General features: G+C 41.8%; 19 protein-coding genes. 1 reads left to right on the top strand and 18 read right to left on the bottom strand.

The features are described 5' to 3' along the window. Positions 1-17 precede the first annotated feature (17 nt). From NST31_RS21000 to prsW, 12 genes are all read right to left on the bottom strand, one after another. The gene (locus NST31_RS21000; RefSeq protein WP_077113307.1) at positions 18-218 is read right to left on the bottom strand and encodes a DUF2768 domain-containing protein; all 201 of its coding nucleotides are present in this window, start codon (positions 216-218) and stop codon (positions 18-20) included. Between the two features lie 232 nt (positions 219-450). Beyond that, positions 451-1,506, bottom strand: coding sequence for an NAD(P)H-dependent glycerol-3-phosphate dehydrogenase (locus tag NST31_RS20995; RefSeq protein ID WP_339163063.1), 1,056 nt, complete (start codon positions 1,504-1,506; stop codon positions 451-453). Positions 1,507-1,526: 20 nt separating this feature from the next. Beyond that, positions 1,527-2,837 carry a ribosome biogenesis GTPase Der gene (gene der / locus NST31_RS20990; RefSeq protein WP_339163061.1) on the bottom strand — a complete coding sequence of 437 codons (1,311 nt, stop codon included), beginning with the start codon at positions 2,835-2,837 and terminating at the stop codon, positions 1,527-1,529. A 105-nt stretch (positions 2,838-2,942) separates the two neighbouring features. After that, positions 2,943-3,539, bottom strand: coding sequence for a hypothetical protein (locus NST31_RS20985; protein ID WP_077113304.1), 597 nt, complete (start codon positions 3,537-3,539; stop codon positions 2,943-2,945). Positions 3,540-3,937: 398 nt separating this feature from the next. After that, positions 3,938-5,080, bottom strand: a complete 1,143-nt coding sequence (rpsA, locus tag NST31_RS20980; RefSeq protein ID WP_077113303.1) for a 30S ribosomal protein S1 — start codon at positions 5,078-5,080, stop codon at positions 3,938-3,940. Positions 5,081-5,221: 141 nt separating this feature from the next. Then, positions 5,222-5,806 (bottom strand): lysophospholipid acyltransferase family protein, encoded by a 585-nt coding sequence (locus tag NST31_RS20975; protein WP_339163058.1) that lies wholly within the window; start codon positions 5,804-5,806, stop codon positions 5,222-5,224. After that, entirely contained in the window at positions 5,803-6,483 is a 681-nt protein-coding gene (gene cmk / locus NST31_RS20970; protein WP_339163057.1) for a (d)CMP kinase, read from the bottom strand. Before cmk ends, NST31_RS20975 begins: the two co-directional genes overlap by 4 nt. 97 nt (positions 6,484-6,580) lie before the next feature. Beyond that, positions 6,581-6,748, bottom strand: a complete 168-nt coding sequence (locus NST31_RS20965) for a DUF5359 family protein (RefSeq protein WP_339163054.1) — start codon at positions 6,746-6,748, stop codon at positions 6,581-6,583. A 57-nt stretch (positions 6,749-6,805) separates the two neighbouring features. Continuing rightward, positions 6,806-7,459 carry a PilZ domain-containing protein gene (locus NST31_RS20960; protein WP_077113300.1) on the bottom strand — a complete coding sequence of 218 codons (654 nt, stop codon included), beginning with the start codon at positions 7,457-7,459 and terminating at the stop codon, positions 6,806-6,808. 110 nt (positions 7,460-7,569) lie between these two features. Next, on the bottom strand, positions 7,570-8,919 hold the full coding sequence (gene ypeB / locus NST31_RS20955) for a germination protein YpeB (protein WP_339163050.1): 1,350 nt from the start codon (positions 8,917-8,919) through the stop codon (positions 7,570-7,572). Positions 8,920-8,934: 15 nt separating this feature from the next. After that, positions 8,935-9,699: a spore cortex-lytic enzyme gene (gene sleB / locus NST31_RS20950; RefSeq protein ID WP_236016959.1), complete on the bottom strand. Its 765-nt coding sequence runs from the start codon at positions 9,697-9,699 to the stop codon at positions 8,935-8,937. Positions 9,700-9,844: 145 nt separating this feature from the next. Then, a complete protein-coding gene (gene prsW / locus NST31_RS20945; RefSeq protein ID WP_077113297.1) occupies positions 9,845-10,537 on the bottom strand; it encodes a glutamic-type intramembrane protease PrsW in 693 nt (230 codons plus the stop codon). A gap of 116 nt (positions 10,538-10,653) precedes the next feature. Here prsW and NST31_RS20940 point away from each other — a divergent pair, with 116 nt between their 5' ends. After that, positions 10,654-11,670: an asparaginase gene (locus NST31_RS20940; RefSeq protein ID WP_077113296.1), complete on the top strand. Its 1,017-nt coding sequence runs from the start codon at positions 10,654-10,656 to the stop codon at positions 11,668-11,670. A gap of 190 nt (positions 11,671-11,860) precedes the next feature. On the opposite strand, the gene NST31_RS20935 is transcribed toward NST31_RS20940, so the two are convergent. The 6 genes from NST31_RS20935 to NST31_RS20910 all read right to left on the bottom strand — a co-directional run bounded on the left by NST31_RS20935 (position 11,861) and on the right by NST31_RS20910 (position 18,897). Next, entirely contained in the window at positions 11,861-12,847 is a 987-nt protein-coding gene (locus NST31_RS20935; RefSeq protein ID WP_339163046.1) for a YpdA family putative bacillithiol disulfide reductase, read from the bottom strand. A gap of 351 nt (positions 12,848-13,198) precedes the next feature. Beyond that, on the bottom strand, positions 13,199-13,774 hold the full coding sequence (locus tag NST31_RS20930) for an adaptor protein MecA (RefSeq protein ID WP_077113294.1): 576 nt from the start codon (positions 13,772-13,774) through the stop codon (positions 13,199-13,201). A gap of 1,107 nt (positions 13,775-14,881) precedes the next feature. Next, the gene (locus tag NST31_RS20925; protein WP_339163043.1) at positions 14,882-15,658 is read right to left on the bottom strand and encodes an ABC transporter permease; all 777 of its coding nucleotides are present in this window, start codon (positions 15,656-15,658) and stop codon (positions 14,882-14,884) included. After that, the gene (locus NST31_RS20920; RefSeq protein ID WP_339163041.1) at positions 15,633-16,619 is read right to left on the bottom strand and encodes an ABC transporter ATP-binding protein; all 987 of its coding nucleotides are present in this window, start codon (positions 16,617-16,619) and stop codon (positions 15,633-15,635) included. The genes NST31_RS20925 and NST31_RS20920 overlap by 26 nt, the downstream gene beginning before the upstream one ends. 230 nt (positions 16,620-16,849) lie before the next feature. Then, complete coding sequence (locus tag NST31_RS20915) at positions 16,850-17,803, bottom strand: hypothetical protein (protein WP_077113290.1); 954 nt, start codon at positions 17,801-17,803, stop codon at positions 16,850-16,852. A 2-nt stretch (positions 17,804-17,805) separates the two neighbouring features. After that, on the bottom strand, positions 17,806-18,897 hold the full coding sequence (locus NST31_RS20910; RefSeq protein ID WP_339163039.1) for a ThiF family adenylyltransferase: 1,092 nt from the start codon (positions 18,895-18,897) through the stop codon (positions 17,806-17,808). Positions 18,898-18,949: the final 52 nt, after the last annotated feature.

Here is an 18,949-nt window from a genome sequence, read left to right as displayed (position 1 = left end):
GATACTTATTCCATTTCTTAATAGGTCGGGCCTGTCAAGACGACAAACAGCATCAGCAGCCCCCCGATAATCATGCATGCCCACGCAGCGAGGGCCGTCACAACCTTTAAAAGCCCTTTATTAAGCTTGAATCTGCTAATATATATCGTAAGCATCGCCAGTGCCATAAGCACCATGGCAATAATCGATATCCACATTTTTTGCATTGATACTGACACGGAAGGTCCCCTCCAAATTGTATAGAAATAAAAAACTTGGCTTTAACTCGAAATCATTATAACACCCCGGCAAATGCCGGTAAAATAAAATTCACAAAAAAATGAAGCAAAAAGATGGATTTTTTGCTTCATCAAGTGTTGGAACTAAAAAACCCCATGCCCACGGTTTCTGCGAATCTCATTACAGCATATGTTGCATGAAAAAGAACGCATCCTCGTATGCCTATGGCCGCTATCTTTGTTCCATCTGCTCACTCAGAATGCCCACAAGATCTTCCATTTCGTGTTTCTTCAATCTTCCCATCAATTGGTCAACTGCATCCTTCGGATTGACAGCATTAAACAATACATTGTATAACGCTTCCGTAATTGGCATATTCGTTTTATATTTTTGTGCAAGCTGATACGCAGCTTTGGTTGTCCGTACACCTTCGACAACCATCCCCATATTTTCCAACACCTCATCCAATTTATGGCCTTTGCCGAGCAGGTTCCCCGCTTTCCAATTGCGGGAATGGACACTGGTACATGTGACAATTAGATCACCGATGCCGGTCAACCCGGAAAATGTTAATGGATTCGCACCCATTTTCGTTCCCAGCCGGGATATTTCGGCAAGTCCTCTCGTAATGAGTGCAGCTTTGGCATTATCTCCATATCCAAGGCCGTCGGAAATACCGGCCGCCAGCGCAATAATATTTTTCAGAGCTCCTCCTATTTCCACTCCAATGAGGTCAGGGTTCGTATACACCCGAAAATGTTTGTTCATAAACAAATCTTGAATTTTTTGGGCGGCCTTCATATTTTTTGAGGAAACCGTCACTGTTGTTGGGTGCCGCTCACCTACATCTTCCGCATGGCTCGGTCCTGATAGAACGACCAAGTCTTTCAGCAAACGAGAAGGAATCTCATCTTCGATCATCTCCGATATTCTTTTATGTGTATCCGGCTCAATTCCTTTGCTTACATGAACAAATGTCAGCGGTTTGGCAATAATGGCGGTAATATCCTTGGCAATTTCTCTGATCGCCTCGGATGGAACAGCGATAATGACAGTCTCGGCCCCTTCCAGGGCATCTTCCAAAGAAACATATGCCTGAATATTTTCCGGCAGTTTTACCCCCGGCAAATATTTCGAATTGATCCGCTGCTCATTGATCTCCTTTTGCTGTTCTTTATTCCTAAGCCATAATTGTACACGGTGTTCGTTGTCAGCCAATACAAGTGCCAAGGCCGTTCCCCAGCTCCCGGCTCCGATCACCGCGACGGTTTCTTTATCATTGTCCACTAGACTCACCTGCTTTGACTTTATTTCCTTTTTCGAGCGATAATTTTTAACGGCGTTCCTTCAAATTCGAATGCCTGCCGTATCGTGTTTCGCAGAAACCTTTCATAAGAAAAGTGCATTAATTCTGGTTCATTTACAAAGACAACAAAGGTTGGCGGCTTGACAGAAACTTGAGTGGAATAGTAAACTTTCAAGCGTTTTCCCTTATCTGCCGGCGCCGGGTTCATTGCGGCCGCATCCAAAATGACTTCATTTAACACGCTGGATTGGACACGCCTGGCGTGATTTTCACTAGCCATTTGAATCGCCGGAAGCAATGTTCCGATTCTTTTCTTTGTTTTGGCGGAAAGAAAAACGATGGGAGCATAATCAAGAAATTGAAACTGGTCTCTGATTTTCTCTTCAAAATTCCGCATCGTTTTCTCATCTTTTTCAACGGCGTCCCATTTATTGACGACGATAATGATCGCACGTCCAGCCTCATGGGCATAGCCGGCAATCCGTTTGTCTTGCTCGCGGATTCCTTCTTCCCCATCCAGCACGACGAGGACGACATCAGAACGCTCTATGGCTTTTAACGCTCTTAATACACTGTACTTTTCCGTACTTTCATATACTTTTCCTCTTTTGCGCATGCCTGCCGTATCAATGATGACATATTCCTGGCCGTCCACAATGTATGGGGTATCGACAGCATCACGCGTTGTGCCGGCAATCGGGCTCACAATGACTCTTTCTTCACCAAGAAGAGCGTTCACGAGAGAAGATTTTCCGACATTGGGTCTTCCGATCAAACTAAATTTAATGACATCTTCATCATACGGATCTCCGTGATCAGCCGGAAAATGTTTTATCACTTCATCCAGCAAATCTCCCAGTCCCAAACCGTGGGACCCCGATATAGGGAAAGGTTCGCCAAAACCAAGGGAGTAAAAATCATAAATTTGCGATCTCATTTCCGGATTATCCACTTTATTAACAGCTAAAACTACCGGCTTTTTGGATCTGAATAAAATCTTTGCCACTTCCTCGTCAGCCGACGTAACCCCTTCACGGGAATTGACAATAAAAATAATAACATCAGCCTCTTCTATGGCAATCTCTGCCTGCTGGCGGACTTCTTCCAGAAAAGGGGCATCACCTATATCAATGCCACCGGTATCAATTACATGAAAATATGTTGTCAGCCACTCGCCGGTTCCATATATCCTATCCCTCGTTACACCAGGCTCGTCTTCAACAATTGAAATCCTTTCGCCCACGATCCGGTTGAAGATCGTTGACTTTCCGACGTTTGGTCTTCCAACAATAGCTACGGTCGGCATTCCCATTCTCATCACTCACTTTAAATAAATATCAGTACAAATTATATTACATCCATACATGGTATCACAGCACTTATTTTTATGCCAAAAAGAAACCGGCAGCGGGAAGTGTTAGTGCATGACCCTTTGAGTGGCATGCTGTTTCATTATTCGTTTAACAGCAGTTAATAGATGGGCAATCAGAAGCAATGTGGCGCTCAGTCCAAAAATGTCCAAATATTCCAAGGAGCCGACTGTATATGGCATACTCCACTGTGACAAAAACACTCCTAAAAAAATCTCCCCGAGCAAGGTTCCGACAACGATCGCAAAAAATCGGTAAAACAATGAAGCAGGATATAGAATCCATCCGATGATATACAAAGCGGAAGAAAGAAGGATTCTTTTATCTATGAGAACCCATACGGGATCATATAGTTCAAGTAAATAAGCACCTGCGTAGCCGACCATGATCGTGAGTGCCGAAAAAATGAAATACATTTTTTGGAGAAAAGACCACTTCGAGATCACCACACAGCTTCCCATCATTAATAAAACGGCGGCTCCGTTCACAGTAACGGATTTTACAGAAAACGATATCGATGAAACTACGAGCAATAACAGAGACAAAGCGGCAATCGGCAGCCTTGCCGGATCATCCTTATTTAATAAAAAGGTCGCGACAATCCATACGCCCCACAAAAAAAATAAAAATATAATTCCTGACATGAAAATCACCCCCATTTGTTTCATTATGGGATACAAATGAGGGCTTTAATCAAATTGATAGAGCGAAATTTCAAGCAGTGGGCTTTTTAGACAGGACGAAGGCTAGGATCGAAAGCGCCCTGTTGCAAGCTCAAGCAACGCATCCCCGAAGCCCGCGCTTTTTCTTCAGCGTGACGGTGGCGGCCAAGCTTTCCTTGTCCATCGCCGCGCTCGCACTCGTACTTCCCGCAGGTCGCTTTAGGATGCGTTCATGAATCAAGGTCGAAGCTTTTTACGTGTCTTGGCGACCCGCCCCACATCAATCAGGCGATTGAAGCAGGGAGCTTGCTGCCGGTTTACGCGCGATAAAGTTTTCCTTATAGAACAACCTTCCGTTCTTCAACGGAAGGTTTGCAGACTTATTCGTTATTAAAATCTTTTAGCTTGTCGCCAATCATGTCACTAAGCTGGAATCCCTTTGTCTCTTCAACCGGTTCGTAATTGTTATCCCGGCTGTAATCTTGTTCTTCCAATTCCTTCATGCTTAAAGACATTCTTTGTTCTTCTTCGTTCGTGTCAAGAACTTTTACTTGTACGGTTTGCCCTTCTTGAAGAACTTCATGCGGCGTACCGATATGCTTATGGGAAATTTGGGAGATATGGACAAGTCCTTCTACTCCCGGGAAGACTTCAACGAAGGCGCCAAATGATACGAGACGTTTGACTGTTCCTTCGAGAACTGTTCCCCTGGGAGCCTTCTCCGCTATATTTGTCCAAGGTCCAGGCAAAGTTTCCTTGATGGACAAAGAAATTCTCTCGTTTTCCTTATCTACCGACAATACTTTTACTTGTACTTTCTCGCCTTCCGTTACGACGTCCGAAGGTTTTTCAACATGATGGTGGGCCAGCTGGGAAATATGCACCAATCCGTCCACCCCGCCGATATCAACAAATGCGCCAAAATCGGTTATGCGTTGAACTGTTCCCTCAAGCACTTGTCCAACTTCAAGATTTTCCAGCAATTGTTTCTTTTCCCGTTTCTTTTCTTCTTCAACAACTGCGCGATGGGAAAGAATGAGGCGGTTTTTTTCTTTATCCAGTTCCACAATCTTAAACGAAAGAGTTTTTCCTTGATATCCGCTGAAATCTTCTACATAATAATCTTCAACCAAAGAAGCTGGTACAAAGCCGCGAACACCCAGATCAACCACGAGGCCGCCCTTAACCACTTCGTTTACTTCTGCATCGAATATTTCATTATTTTCAAAGCGTCTTTCCAATGTTTCCCACGCATTTTCAGCATCAACCTTACGCTTTGAAAGAATGAGTAAATTCTCTTCTACTTTCGTAACGATTAAGTCAAGGACATCTCCCTCAGATATTACATCAGATGCTTTTTCAACATGGAGACTGGAAAGTTCACTAATCGGGATAATTCCATTTACTTTGCTGTTTTCAATGTCCACAAGAACTTGCTTTTCTTCAATTTTGGTAACTGTTCCTTTTAACTTGTCACCTTCGTTAAATGTTACCTCTTCAATATTGTTCATATCCTCTGACACTTTTACTCCTCCTATCCGGCTTAAAGATGCGCATGAATGGATTCCATTTAGCAAAAAAGAAGAACACCAATCCGCACATTTCTTTAAAATCGTCTTGATATTAACTTCTTACAAATAAGAATCTTTGTCAAGCAATACACGTCAGCCTTTGTTGTCATTGATTAATTTTTTTATGTGAGACATAATGACTTCTGTCGCCTCTTCGGCAGAACGCTTTTCCCTTCTTATTTCTTCAAAGTCGATGGGCGGCCCATAAACGACCGTAATTTTTCCGAAAGGTTTATACGGTCCGATAATCGCACAAGGCAAAACAGCTGCCTCAGATCTTAAAGCAAAAAAACCGGCTCCGGCAAGCCCCTTGCCGACTTCCCCTGTTTTGCTGCGGGTTCCTTCCGGAAACAGCCCGATGACATGCCCCTCTTTTAAGACTTTCAGCCCCGTTCTCAAAGCACCTCTGTCACTCATGCCCCTTTTTACCGGAAACGCCCTCACATGAGGCAATACCCACTTTAAAACCGGGGATTTGAACAACTCTTCTTTCGCCATAAAAGATACTGGGCGCGGGCAAGTTATCCCAACCATTGGGGGATCAAGGTTAGATATATGATTGGCGCAAAGGAGCACCCCGCCTGACTTTGGAAAATGTTCAATTCCTTTTATTTCCACCCGGTATAAAACCTTCAAAATGCCTTTGACGACTGTTCTTGCAAATATATAAAATTTCAAGACACTTCGATCCTTTCATTTGCCAAATGTATGATTTTGGAAACGACCTCATCCACGGAGAGGAATGAAGTGTCTATCTCGATCGCGTCTTCCGCTTTTCTGAGCGGCGATATTTTACGTTCCGTATCCTGTTTGTCCCGAGCCAGGATGTTTGTTTTGATTTTGGCAAGATCGGAAGGATATCCTTTTTCCATATTTTCTTTATGGCGTCTTTCAGCTCTAATATCCGCACTCGCCAATAAGAAAATTTTCAATTCTGCATGGGGCAGTACATTGGTCCCGATATCTCTGCCATCCATTACAACGCCGCCGGCATTGCCCAAGGCTTTTTGACGGGCAACCATTTCATCGCGAATCAATTTATGGGCAGCAACAATAGACACATTATTCGTTACATCCGGCTCGCGTATTTCTTTCGTAACATCCTTCCCGTCAAGAAGCACTATCTGCTTTTGGCCGTCATGTTTCAATTCAATCGTTGTTTCTTTTAGAACACGTATCAAATCTTCTTCGCTGCGTATATTTATATGTTCCTGTATTGCCTTATATGTAAACGCCCTGTACATAGCACCGGTGTCAATATAGATGTAAGAAAGCCGATCCGCAACAATTTTGGCCACGGTGCTTTTCCCGGCTCCGGCTGGGCCGTCTATGGCAATGCTTATTTTTTTTGTCAACCTGTTCACCTGCTTATCTGTTTATGGACATGTTTTATTTTACCATATTCTGTACACGTCGATCATAAACAAATATTAAAAAATCTCGAAAAGCTGTTCATAAATCGAAGGGTGCTTCATTTATTTCGGAAGAAACCCCCTCATATAAAAATACTTTGTTTAAATTTAAAAGATAAGTAGACGGTTGAAAAAAACCTTGAACAAGGATGAGAATAATGAGGTGAACAATAATCAACTTGCAAAGCAGCCGTTCAAAAATAGACATAGGCTCCCTCCTTTTTCTATAGTATGCAATAAATGAGGGAGCATTATTCGGTGAAACTTAGTGTAAGAATCCTTTTTTTCGGTGAGCAAGCTGCTTTTCAAAACAGAATTTCGTCAACACTTGTTGGTCATTTCGGTCGGGATTCATATACTTTACGGAAACATACTCCGTTTCTTTTCTCGTAAATGTTCGGATGACGATACATTGAAAAGTCATTGTATACATTTTCCCGGATTTCATTTTAATGGTAAATTCTACGGTGCCATGTTCTCCTTTTTGCAATTGCACGCCATCGGGAAGAATGGCGGCACAACCTCCCGCACTGATATTGTCAGTGACGGTCACAAATTCGATAGCCTTTCCCGGGAAGCGAAAGGTGATGTCAACTGCTGTTTCCACCCTGACGTATTCCCGCCTCTGTATTCTTTTTATATGGTGATCTCCAGGAAGCGGGAGCTCAACCAACGGAACAGTATCTTTCACAGTTCGGCTTACCTTCGTATGAAAACAATAACTTGCGGAGTTTTCATCTGTAAAAAAAACAGTCAACTCGGTATCAGGAGGTATAAAGGCCACTCTTTTTGTTTCCTTGTTAATCGGGTAATAGATATAGAAATGAGTATCATTCAGGTCAGCGACTTTCCCTTTGTAATGTTTCACCATCCCATCTTGATTCATTTCCAGCGTTAAATCCAAACCTATATACAGCATGGGCAAGCACTTCCTACTCATTCTTGTTACATCTATTATGTCATGAAAAAACAACATTTTCCAGATTATTTCTGAATAGGGATAAAAGAAAGCAGCCGCTAGTGGGCTGCTTAAATCACGTCTTCGTATATGGGTTCGGCATTTTGCATTTTTTCCACTTTTTCTTCATAGCCATTCTCAGCATTGATATATATTCGATACGTATCATTGTCCATTGTGCCAATTACTTCGTAGCAAAGCACTTCATCCCCAAGGTCGTTCGTAATGACGGCAAGCCCGTCCTCCATGACCTTGACATTGGAATTTAGATTACCGCGAGCCTCTTCTTTCGTTATTTTCGGGGAAGGCAGATCCCGCTCGCGATTGCTTTTCAAGTAATCACTGCCTGTAAATCCGACAATTTGTCCATTATCAAGCGCCACCTTGATTTTAATGGATTCCGGATAAATTCGGACATCGTCCTGCATGGTGACATATGTCAACAAGCCTGTCGAATCGTACTGGACACTTTCCGCTAATTGTAATTTTTTATAACCATGCTTTTGTAAAAATTGTTCCGCTTTTTTCGCGGCCTCGTTTAAACTGATTTTTTGGTCCTTTACTTCACGGTTATCCATAAAATATATGGGGTAACCTCCGGTTTTTGTAATATCCATGGCAGCCTCATGTCCTTTGCCGTTTTTCAGTACGACATTATAGAATCCATATGCGGACCCCTTTCCGTTTTCAGTGACACGGACATCTTTCGGTTTTTGTATCCCGCTATATTTTTGAGCGAGTTTTATCGCTTCATTTTTGGAGATTTTCTTCCCTTTTAAGTGATCAAAATTTTCGTCCCGCTGTTGAAAGCTGACGATTGACGAGTTTTGTAAATTTTCTTCATCATAACCGGTTGCCTTTTTCTCTACTGTCTTAAAACCATCGATGATCGTATTATCAGCATTTTCTTTTCCTGAGGCCATTGCCGATTCGACATCCATCCACCGTAAATTTTCTTTGAGGACAAGATTCTGTACTTTTCTTAACTCATTCCTGATTTCACCGCTTTGGTTATATAAGCTCTTTAATGTTTTTTGCTCTTTTGCAGAAAGCGGTTCATCGTCCAAGTTTCGAACTGCCGTTTTATAACTGAAATCACCGATATTTGACAAAAATTGTTCTGTCTTATTGAAAGGAAGCAGCGTCAATGGCAATTGTCCCACCTGCCCGCGGGCATCGGAAGTAATCCTCCACACATCGGCCAAAGCGGGCGACAGTGACCTGCTTGAGTTCATAGCGAGTGTGCTGCCAATTTTATCGTGCAATAAGTCCATTTGGTATGTTAAATCGTGAAATGCTCTTTGATAGTTGTTTTCGGCATTGATCAAAATCGCGTTTTTTTCCTGGTGTTCTTGATAGCCCCACGCCCCTGTCCCGACAACTGCAACGGCAAGAACAACCAATAATATGTTTCTAAGCAATGATGGCACCTCCAGTCATTTACAAAAGATGTGTTTCCCGATTCGCTTAATTTGCGGTCTTGTCCAAATCCAGGCGCTTGTTGCGGTGTCTGGATTGAAATAATATAGGGCGCTGGTTGATGGGTCCCACCCATTAATGGCATCCAAAACCGCTCGTTTTGATGTTTCATTCGGCGTTAGCCATATTTGTCCGTCAGCTACCGCGGTAAAGGCTCTCGGTTCAAAAATCACTCCCGAGACTGTGTTTGGAAATAGCGGACTGTTTACCCGATTTAATATGACGGCGGCAACCGCCACTTGCCCTTCATAAGGCTCCCCCCTTGCTTCACCATGCACAGCGTTTGCCATTAGCTGTATGTCATTTTGTGAAAACCCTGCTGGCGTATTGACCGCTGTTGGCGCCTGCCTTTTGGGAGCAGGAGCGGGACCTGTCTGCTTTGATGGTTCTGTTCCGCCGTAATGAGTGAATTTTTTTCCTTTCTTGATTTGCTCTTTGACAAATTGCTTGTTGTACTTGGACGCTTTTACCAATTTTGCTTTTGTGGCTTCACCAGCCAGACCATCCACTTTTAATCCGAAACTTTCTTGAAAGTTTCTAAGCGCCCAATATGTGCCCCAACCGAATACTCCGTCTATTTGCCCTTGATAGTAGCCTAAATACTGAAGCCGTGACTGCAATTCGATCACATCATCACCAACAGCGCCCTTTTGGATCACCTGGTTTGTAAAGGCGTCCGTTTTATGGGCAGGTGCGGCTGATAGCCCGAAACAGCACATCATTAAGATGAGAACAAGTTTATATTTTGCGCCAAACCTCATGTCACACCCTCCAAAGAATAAATTGTCATAGGGTTATTATGAGGAATGACGCATTTTTTATTCATAAGGGTCGGCCTTGGCCACTATAAAAAAAGAACACCCCCACTTAAGAAATGGAGGCGTCCCTGCTTTGAAGTTTTTTCTTATAAAATTCTTTTGTCATCAGATGGGCATGCTTCACTTTCTTGAGTCCAAGCCACCAAAGAAATAGCATAAATGGAAAAATATAATAAATCCAGTTCCTTCCGGACAGCAAGATATAATCATATAATCCATGGAGAACAAAAGGCACAAAAAAAGCAGTAAACACCCATTTCCAACTATTTTTTTCCGTTTGAAACTTACCCTTTCCCAAGTAATAGCCCATTATAACACCGAATAGAGCATGGCTTGACACCGGGAGCAAAGCGCGACCAAAGGCGAGACTTACGCCGTTTGCAGCCAAGTATATAATGTTTTCCACGGTGGCAAAGCCGAGTGATATACTCGCTCCATAAACAATCCCATCAAACGGCTCATCAAACTCGGCATGTTTATACACATATAGAAACAGGACAAACCATTTAAAAAATTCTTCCGTTAACGATACAGAGAAAAATGATGACAAAATATCGCTTTGAAAAATCCCTTCAACACTCATAACATATTGAATAAACATGATTGGAAAGGTCAAAATGGCACCAAGCAAAAATGTTTTAAAGACAATCAGCACAGGTTCCTGCCCAAACTGGTCCCGCAAGTAGAAATAACTCAGCAAAGCCAGCCCCGGGGCAACTCCAGCTGATATAATTGCAAGCATTATGCGGCCCTCTTTCTCTTTTTCTCTCTTTTTCTTTCTTTTTCTTTCCTTTCATCGTATCATGGAACTGACCTTTTGAACATGGCAGATCGCAAAAAATTCTAGGAGTTGAAAAGATGAAAACATTGCTTGTGATTCATACAGGCGGGACGATAGCGATGAAGAAAGATTCGACTACACAAACAGTGGGAATGGGACCAAGCAATCCGTTGACCGAATCGACCGGCGAATTGTCGGATTCCACCCATATAAACGTCATTGAGCCTTTCCATAAGCCCTCTCCCCATATGACCGTCACCGACATGGTTTACTTAAAAAAAATCATTGAAAAGGAATGTTCCGAGCAAGATTACGATGGGGTCGTGATTACTCACGGAACAGACACATTGGAAGAAACCGCCTTTTTTCTGGATTTGACAGTACAAGTGGATGTTCCAGTTGTATTGACCGGGGCGATGCGTTCAAGCAATGAAAACGGCGCCGACGGTTTGCGTAATTTCATTTCAGCGATCCGCACGGCTGAGGAAGAACAAGCGAAAAACAAAGGGGTGCTCGTTGTCTTTAATGATGACATACATACAGCTATTGAAGTAACGAAAACACATACTACAAGCGTGGCCGCGTTTCAAAGCCCTGTTGCAGGCCCTGTCGGAACCATTACCCCCCATCGAATTTTATTCCACTATAATCCTTTATTGCAAAAGAAACTGCCAGTACAAGAAATGAGCAAAAAGGTCGGGTTGTTAAAAGCATATGCCGGAATGGATTCATCCATGTTTTTGGCACTAAGGGATATGGCGTATGACGGTATCGTCATTGAAGCATTGGGGCAAGGAAATCTTCCTCCCGGATCAATACGAGGCATCGAAATGCTTATAAATTCTGGATGTCCTGTTGTGGTTGTGTCAAGGTGTCAAAGTGGATTCGTTTATCCAACGTATGATTACCAAGGAGGAGGAAGCCACTTGAAAGACTTGGGCGTCATTTTTTGCCATGGTGTAAACGGACAAAAAGCCCGGATCAAATTAATGGCCGCATTGATGAACACGGAAGACCGAAACGAATTATCCCGAATCATGGCAACACACTCTTCCCCTTCCATTGAACATTCGTTAAAAACCGCAAGCGATTGACGTACCGACTCGGAGGAGGACGATGGTGGCGATTGCAAAAAGCTAGAGATCAGAACCGATTGTCATACTTGAAAGATCAACATTTTACTATGGGTGAATGCATCTTTCAGGAAACTTTCCCAAAAGATGTGTTCACCACGTGTACGAATAAGGCTTTATTTTTTCTTTTAACAAAAAAACATCCCGGATATTAAGTAGACCGGGATGCACACATCATTTCTTTTTCTTTAATCGCTTTGGCGATTTGGCCGCCATGAAAGCGCCCATTTTCTATAAATATTTCATTCGCGTTGTTTCCGGCTGCGATCACTCCCGCAATAAATAAATCCGGGATGTTCGTTTCCATCGTTTCCGGGTCAAATAAAGGCTTTCCTGTCCTGTCATCCATGTTGACCCCCATTGCTTTGATAAAAGAGTGATCCGGATGATAACCTGTCATGGCAAAAACAAAGTCGTTAGGTAGCTCCTCTTCCTTGTCATCCACAACATACCGAATCGTTTTATCTGTAATTTCGCGAACAACAGCATTAAAAACCATGGAAATTTCACCGTTCCTCACGAGCGCTTCGAAGTCCGGCAATACCCACGGTTTAATGCTCGGTGAATATTCGCCGCCACGGTATAGGACAGTCACGCGCGCCCCGGATTTTTGCAATTCCAAGGCTGCATCAATGGCCGAATTTTTGCCGCCGATCACGGCGACATCTGTATCAAAATACGGATGAGCTTCTTTGAAATAGTGGTACACTTTGTCAAGCTCCTCACCCGGGATATTCATCATATTCGGACTATCGTAATAGCCGGTGGCGACAATGGCATACCGCGCGCGATAGATGTCTTTATCCGTTGTGATTGTAAAAAAACCGTTCTCTTTCTGGATACTTAAAACTTTCTCAAACCTGTTGATCCTTACATTCGTTCTTTTGACGACTTCACGATAATACGTCAAGGCCTCATTCCGTTTAGGCTTACGATTAACGGTGATAAATGGAATATCTCCGATTTCCAACTTCTCACTTGTGCTGAAAAAGGTTTGATGGGTTGGATACCGATATATGGCATTGACAATATTTCCTTTTTCAATGATCAATGGATTTTTTCCTATATTTTTCAATGCAATTGCCGCAGACAGGCCGCAGGGCCCTCCCCCAACAATGATGCATTCTTCTTGTACCATGTGCGAAAACTCCCCTATCTTGGCGATTAATAAGAAAAGCGCAAGCGTCTGTTCATCGACCCACAGACTGGAACACCTCGGCGGGAAAAAGGAAACAAGGAAGCGATGTTGAGATGGTGCTCGTATAATGTTTCCTCGTGTCGCCGTCGTGCACGGTGCGACGAGGCGAGGCTTAACCCTCATCGAACCTGCTGGCGAAGCCTGCTAGTCGATGCGCGCTGGAACTAGACAACAAAACCTTCCGTTTAAAATGTAAAACGAAAAAACTTGTACTTCCTTACCTTACAAAAAAAGCTCCTATTCATTATGATAGGAGATTTTTAGAAGTTGTGCAAAACTTACGTGCCGGCCTTAAAAGTGTTGCTGTAATATATAGATTGCTTCATTTTTAACAATCAATTCTCCATAATCGTCCAAGTAGGCATCAGAAAAGATGGACTTGTCGCCATACTCGCTGAACAGACTGTCAAAATACTCATAGTGCTTCGGATTTGCCTTCACTTTGAAAAAATACTTATTTTTAAACGCATATAAAGAGTTTTTCCCTAATGGCACCGAAGATTCTTTTAGCCTTTTTGACAATAATATGACATGTTCAAAATCATCAAATTGAAACAGAAGACTTCGGTTCCTTTTATTGGAATCATTTCCAGCTATGATGGATGGAATATCGTCTTCTTCATCATCTTCTTCAATCGTCAAAATGAGAACAAGTTCTTTGGATGTCAGTGAAAAAATTTCAACGGAGACGGCGCCGAAATGATTTAACTCAAATATGCGACCGGCTTCATCCAACATTTCATCAAATAAAACGTCCCATAAAAAAGATTCCTTCAAAATTTCATCTTGGAGAAACCCCTTTTTCGTCAGCTCTTCAAATGTAATGGAATATTTAATTTTGTTGGCTGCTATTCTTTCGAGTTTCATGTCATCCGCCCCCTGCCCGATACTGTTACCTCCATCATATGAAGGAGCGGGCGGATGGTTCAAGAAAGGTCTTTTGGAATGAAATTTACTTTTAACTTTCTCCATGTGTGATCGGCGTAAGATGGTTTTTTTGCCTGGCACCGAGCCTTAAGGGAAGTAGTGCGTCCCATCCATGTGGATGAGAGGCGCGCAACGTTTTTTCGCATCCATACACGGATCAGGTAATACTAAACGGTCGGACTAAATACGGGAACGGAAAACCGGGAAAGGACAAGACTGACCAAAAGCCGACTGCTGAAAATGCAACGGGAATGGAAGAAACTTGAAACGGGTGAAGAATGGTTTTAAAAAATGGAGCGAACCCAAAAGAAAGCGTTTTATACTGCTTCAAGAAAAAGTTTGCGTTTCACGAGGAAGAACGCTTTCCACTCGGGCTGTTTGTTCTATGGCGTGGGATTGGCGAGTTTTATCATTGCCACCCGTTCAACATGTGGTTTGATTTCGGCTCTATAAGGCATAATGCTTGCCGCGCCTAATGGCGCTTGTTCCTGCTTAATAACTGGCTATGCCGACTAAAGAGAGTGTTTATTACGATGCCTCGTCTTCGATGATCTCTGCTTCCTCTTGCTGCTGGATATACCTTCGCTATTGATCCCTGCTGCGCAACTGACATTATTCTCGCGGAATAGATCTGGGCTGCCGCTTCCTTTTTCATTTAGAATACGATCAAGCACCATGAGGGCACTTTTTCATTTGAGGAATTTCATAAATGCTGACCCACTTATTGTCGTATATCTTCACTACACGAACGTTTTCCGTCACTCACACTTGCTTTGATCAATTCACTTTTTTGTGTTCGCATAGCTCCCCAAGTAGGTCCGTACTTCTTTTTCGTATTTCATTGAAAAGCTTACCGACAGTATTTGAAATGAATATGATGATGTTCATTACAGTACAATCGAAATGTGTGATAATCGATTTATACTCATGGCTATCGTCCTCTTTTGCTTGAGAATTGGTTTCGCCAGCCAAATCTCAAGCAAGGACGATTTTTCAATCCTTCCTGCTTTTGCAAGTTTTGTTCTCATTAGCATAGGCTGGCGTTTTTTAATAATGAGCCAGTAAGCCCTTTTTCATCGCGAAACGTTCACAACCAAGAAAAACAAAAAGACCCAGACCAAAATATACAATTGTGTTAATCCCTAAAAACAGATAGTCACCCCAAGTAAAATCAAACAAACCAGCATTATAAATCATTACATGCCGGATAAGATCAACCCCTTTTACGAAGGGAGCAAATTTGAGATAAGGAGCGACCGATAAGGGAACAAAGGTCAAACCCATTAAAATAAATTGAAAAATTTGCAGGAAGGCATGGATCTGTTTCACAATAACAGAAAGACCGGCAATCATGAACCCGACCCCAAACATGCTTAGCAATGTAAGAAATAAGATCGGCAGGATGGTTATAACATCCAAATTTAACCATTGTCTTGCGGTCGCCATTGAAAGAAAGAGCAATCCAGAGATAATGACAAAGTAGAGTATTGACAAGGATACTAAGCGGGTAACCATGATTCGCCACATTCCCATAGGGGACATGGCGAGCTGTTCCAACGTCCCGCGCATCGCCTCGTTCGTGATTTCATAACCAATATTTTGCATAACCATGATTCCTAGAAACCAAATAACATAGTTGACGATCACGTGTTGTGTCGTAATTTCTTGTATCGTTGCTTCACCAAAAAACTGAATGCCCAGAAACATTCCTAAAAAGACGATGTAGAAGGTAAACGCTAACGCAATCGTATTGGGCAAATAACGTTTTAATTCGAGATATTCTTTTATTAAATTTGCTTTAAATAGATTGAACCAGCGTTTCATGTGCTTTTTCCCCTTTTATCAGCTTAATAAAGACTTGTTCAAAATGGAGCATCCCGCGGTCAATGGATTCAATCACAACTCCTTCATGTCTCAACATATCAAACAGTTCATAAATCTGTTCACTGACAGAGAAACTGATCTCTAATACCGAATGGTGAGAAGCCGGCAAATAATTGAACATTGGAAATTTATTCTTTAATTTGCTCAATTGGTGCTCATTTAAATGTCCTTCCAACGAAATGGAATAAGCACGGGCGTCAAACAAGCGCAGCAAATTACTAACCTGATCATCAGCTACGATTTCTCCGTCACTAATGATGATGACTCGCTCACATAAATCCTGAACGACTTCCATGTCGTGAGTGCTAATAATAATTGTGCGATTGTCAACCTGGGCAATACTTCTTAATAGTTCCCGAACCTCATGCCTTGTTCCTACATCTAAACCAAGAGTAGGCTCATCCAATAAAATAACATCACTGTCAGCAAGCATCGCTACTGCAATCGCCAACTTTTGTTGCATTCCTCGAGATAAGCGATTAACGAGTTCGTTTTCTTTTTCCTCAAGACGAAATTTCCGCAACAAATCATCCACTCGCGAAGTAATCTTCTTTTGCGACACTCCTCTGTTCCCAGCAAAATATTCCATGTTTTCCCTAACAGTTAAACGCCAGTACAAGTTTCGATTGCCTTCTAAAACAGCGCTAATATGACTTAGAGCTTTTAATCGGTGTTTTTTGTTATCGATGCCTTTGATAAAAACGGTGCCCGCATCCGGTATTAAGAGACCACACATCATTTTGATCGTTGTAGTTTTTCCGGCCCCGTTTGGCCCTAAAAGTCCAAGAACTTCTCCCGCTTTAACCGAGAAAGATATTCCATTTACTGCTTGAACCTGCTCTTTTGATTTTCGTTTCTTATATGCTTTTGTAATATTGTTAACCTCCACCACCAGTCCCACTTACTTCATCCTCTCCTTTATGTTTAAGTTACGCAAGAGACGAATCAAGAATCCATTTACATCTTCATCGTTCATATAATAAATCGCAAACCTCCCCTAAAGTTGAGAGTACTCGGTAAAGCTACCGCAATAAAGGGGAAGATGGTCGGTGAGATGGATTCGTTACGGTTGGTTGTACAGATTGTGCCGGGAGTCAATCTGCTAAAATAAACAGAACCATAAATGACCTTTTATTTACTCATTTCTTTCTGCACAACCATTTCCTCTAAGAATGCCCACCCTCTCCACTGTAGAGGATTCTCTTTTATATGGTATTCCATTTTATTGAAAATCCGCTTGTTCACCTCAGCAACATCTTTTTTATGATGAATATAAATAGGTTCGTCGAATATGATTTCCACTTGATCACGCACGGCTTCAACTCTTACTAATATAATAGGTGATTTCGTGATTGCCGCAATGGAAGCCGATCCATCTGGCGCATAGATTTCGTTACCCAAGAACTGAAGAGTTTGCCTAGGTAAAATATCTGAACCATTCACTTCAAGCGGTAAAGCGACAAAAGAATTCCGTTTTAATGCTTTTAATGCCTTCACTAAAAATCCGCTTTCAGGAACGGTTGCTGTTTTAAAATTAGACCATAAGTTTTCGGGAAAATATGCTTTTATCATATCTACTGCCCATATTTCAGCATCTTTTTCCCCAAATAACTGGAAAATAGGGTAACCTAGTTTTACCAATAATGGAAATAACAACTGGAATGGGCCCCAGTGCAGTTGGCCTAAAATAGCGCCATTCCCATCTATTAGAGCCTGATCTAAATACTCGATATTCCTAATTGTTACATGTTCTGAAATAAACCGGTCATCGTGGGACATGATCATAAAATAAGCAGGCCATAGGGAACTTGTAGACATCAAGTATTGGATGAACTCAACCAACTGATCCTTTGGAAACACATTCTCCATGTCGAAATGTTTAAGATTCTGATGAATGTGCTGTAAGTTGGACTCCCAAAATCCCGTCTCTCTTAATTTTTTTATCTCGTCTCTTCGGATACTTTCCATGACGTCAAACAAGTTTCCTGGTTCCATATTTCTCAAGCGCTTGAATAATTCATTTTTGTCGAGTAAATCCATCGGGTTAAAGAATCCTTCTACTAGATCTTGGGCTTTCTTATCCATCATCATCTCACCTTTTTTAGTTTTTGTGCATGAGAGCAAATCCCACAGTTTTTATTTCTTTCTATATCAAAGAGCTTAATATTCAATTTAATGAAATCAAATTCTCCTCTTTTGTTTTTCATGATCGGTTCGCTAATGTTTGTCAGGACTCGAATAGCTTCCCACGCATGTAGATTTGCCACAATTGAGGAGAGAGAGCCAATTGAGCCAACTCGTCTGGAGGATTTAATCAATTTCCAATCCTTATAATCACTCTCTAAGCTTTCCACAATACACTCCCAACAAATTGTTTCCCCCGGAATAATAGTCGGTCCAATAAAACCCAAGTGCCCCAAATAACCACCAGAAACAATGTGTGGAATCTTTAAATCTTGTGCAGCCCGTGATACCCATTTCCCAGTTTCGGTTACGCTTGGTTCATCAATACAACTGATGACAATATCACTACCATTTACGACACTATGTATGTCGGTGTCTTGATGACAAAACATATCAAATGTATCTACTTGTGCCTCTTGGTTCAACATTCGAATTTTATGTTTGACAACATCCACTTTTTTTCTTCCAATATCATTATATGTATACAAATTTTGCCTTGTTAAATTGCTTTCTTCGACAATATCCCCGTCTAAAATAACAAAGTGATTGATACCAGCCATTGCAAGTGTGGTAATGACCCAACTGCCAATTCCGCCAAGTCCAATAATGACGGCTTTTTTACTAGATAATTCCTTCTGAATGATCTCTCCACCCCGTGACGAATCATATTCGTTGAAAAAATCAATTTGTCTTTGATTTCTATTATACGATTCTATTTGTGTTAATTTTCCGGATACTTCAAAGACAATTCCGTCCTCTAGAAGAAGTTTAATTGCATTAGTTATATCGTTTTCCGTTATTTCTGGATTCACTAGTTTAACTTCATAGATAATTTCTTTCAGGCTTCTTTTTTCTTCCATGACTTTTAACAAGGACAAAAAACCAGGATCATAATCATAGATAAGTTGTTTTTGATTATGTACAAACAAAAAATGTATAAATTCCTCACCTTCTACATAGATTTCAAGTGATTCTTTTATACCATATATTTTCAAACCTTCATGCCCCCTTTAAACAACATGAATAGTACCTATGGAGGAAAACCAC

This window comes from Siminovitchia sp. FSL W7-1587, from assembly GCF_037963795.1.
GTDB lineage: Bacteria > Bacillota > Bacilli > Bacillales > Bacillaceae_C > Siminovitchia > Siminovitchia thermophila.
Note: the sequence above shows the minus strand (reverse complement) of the source record. Positions and strands in the feature narration are given on the sequence as shown.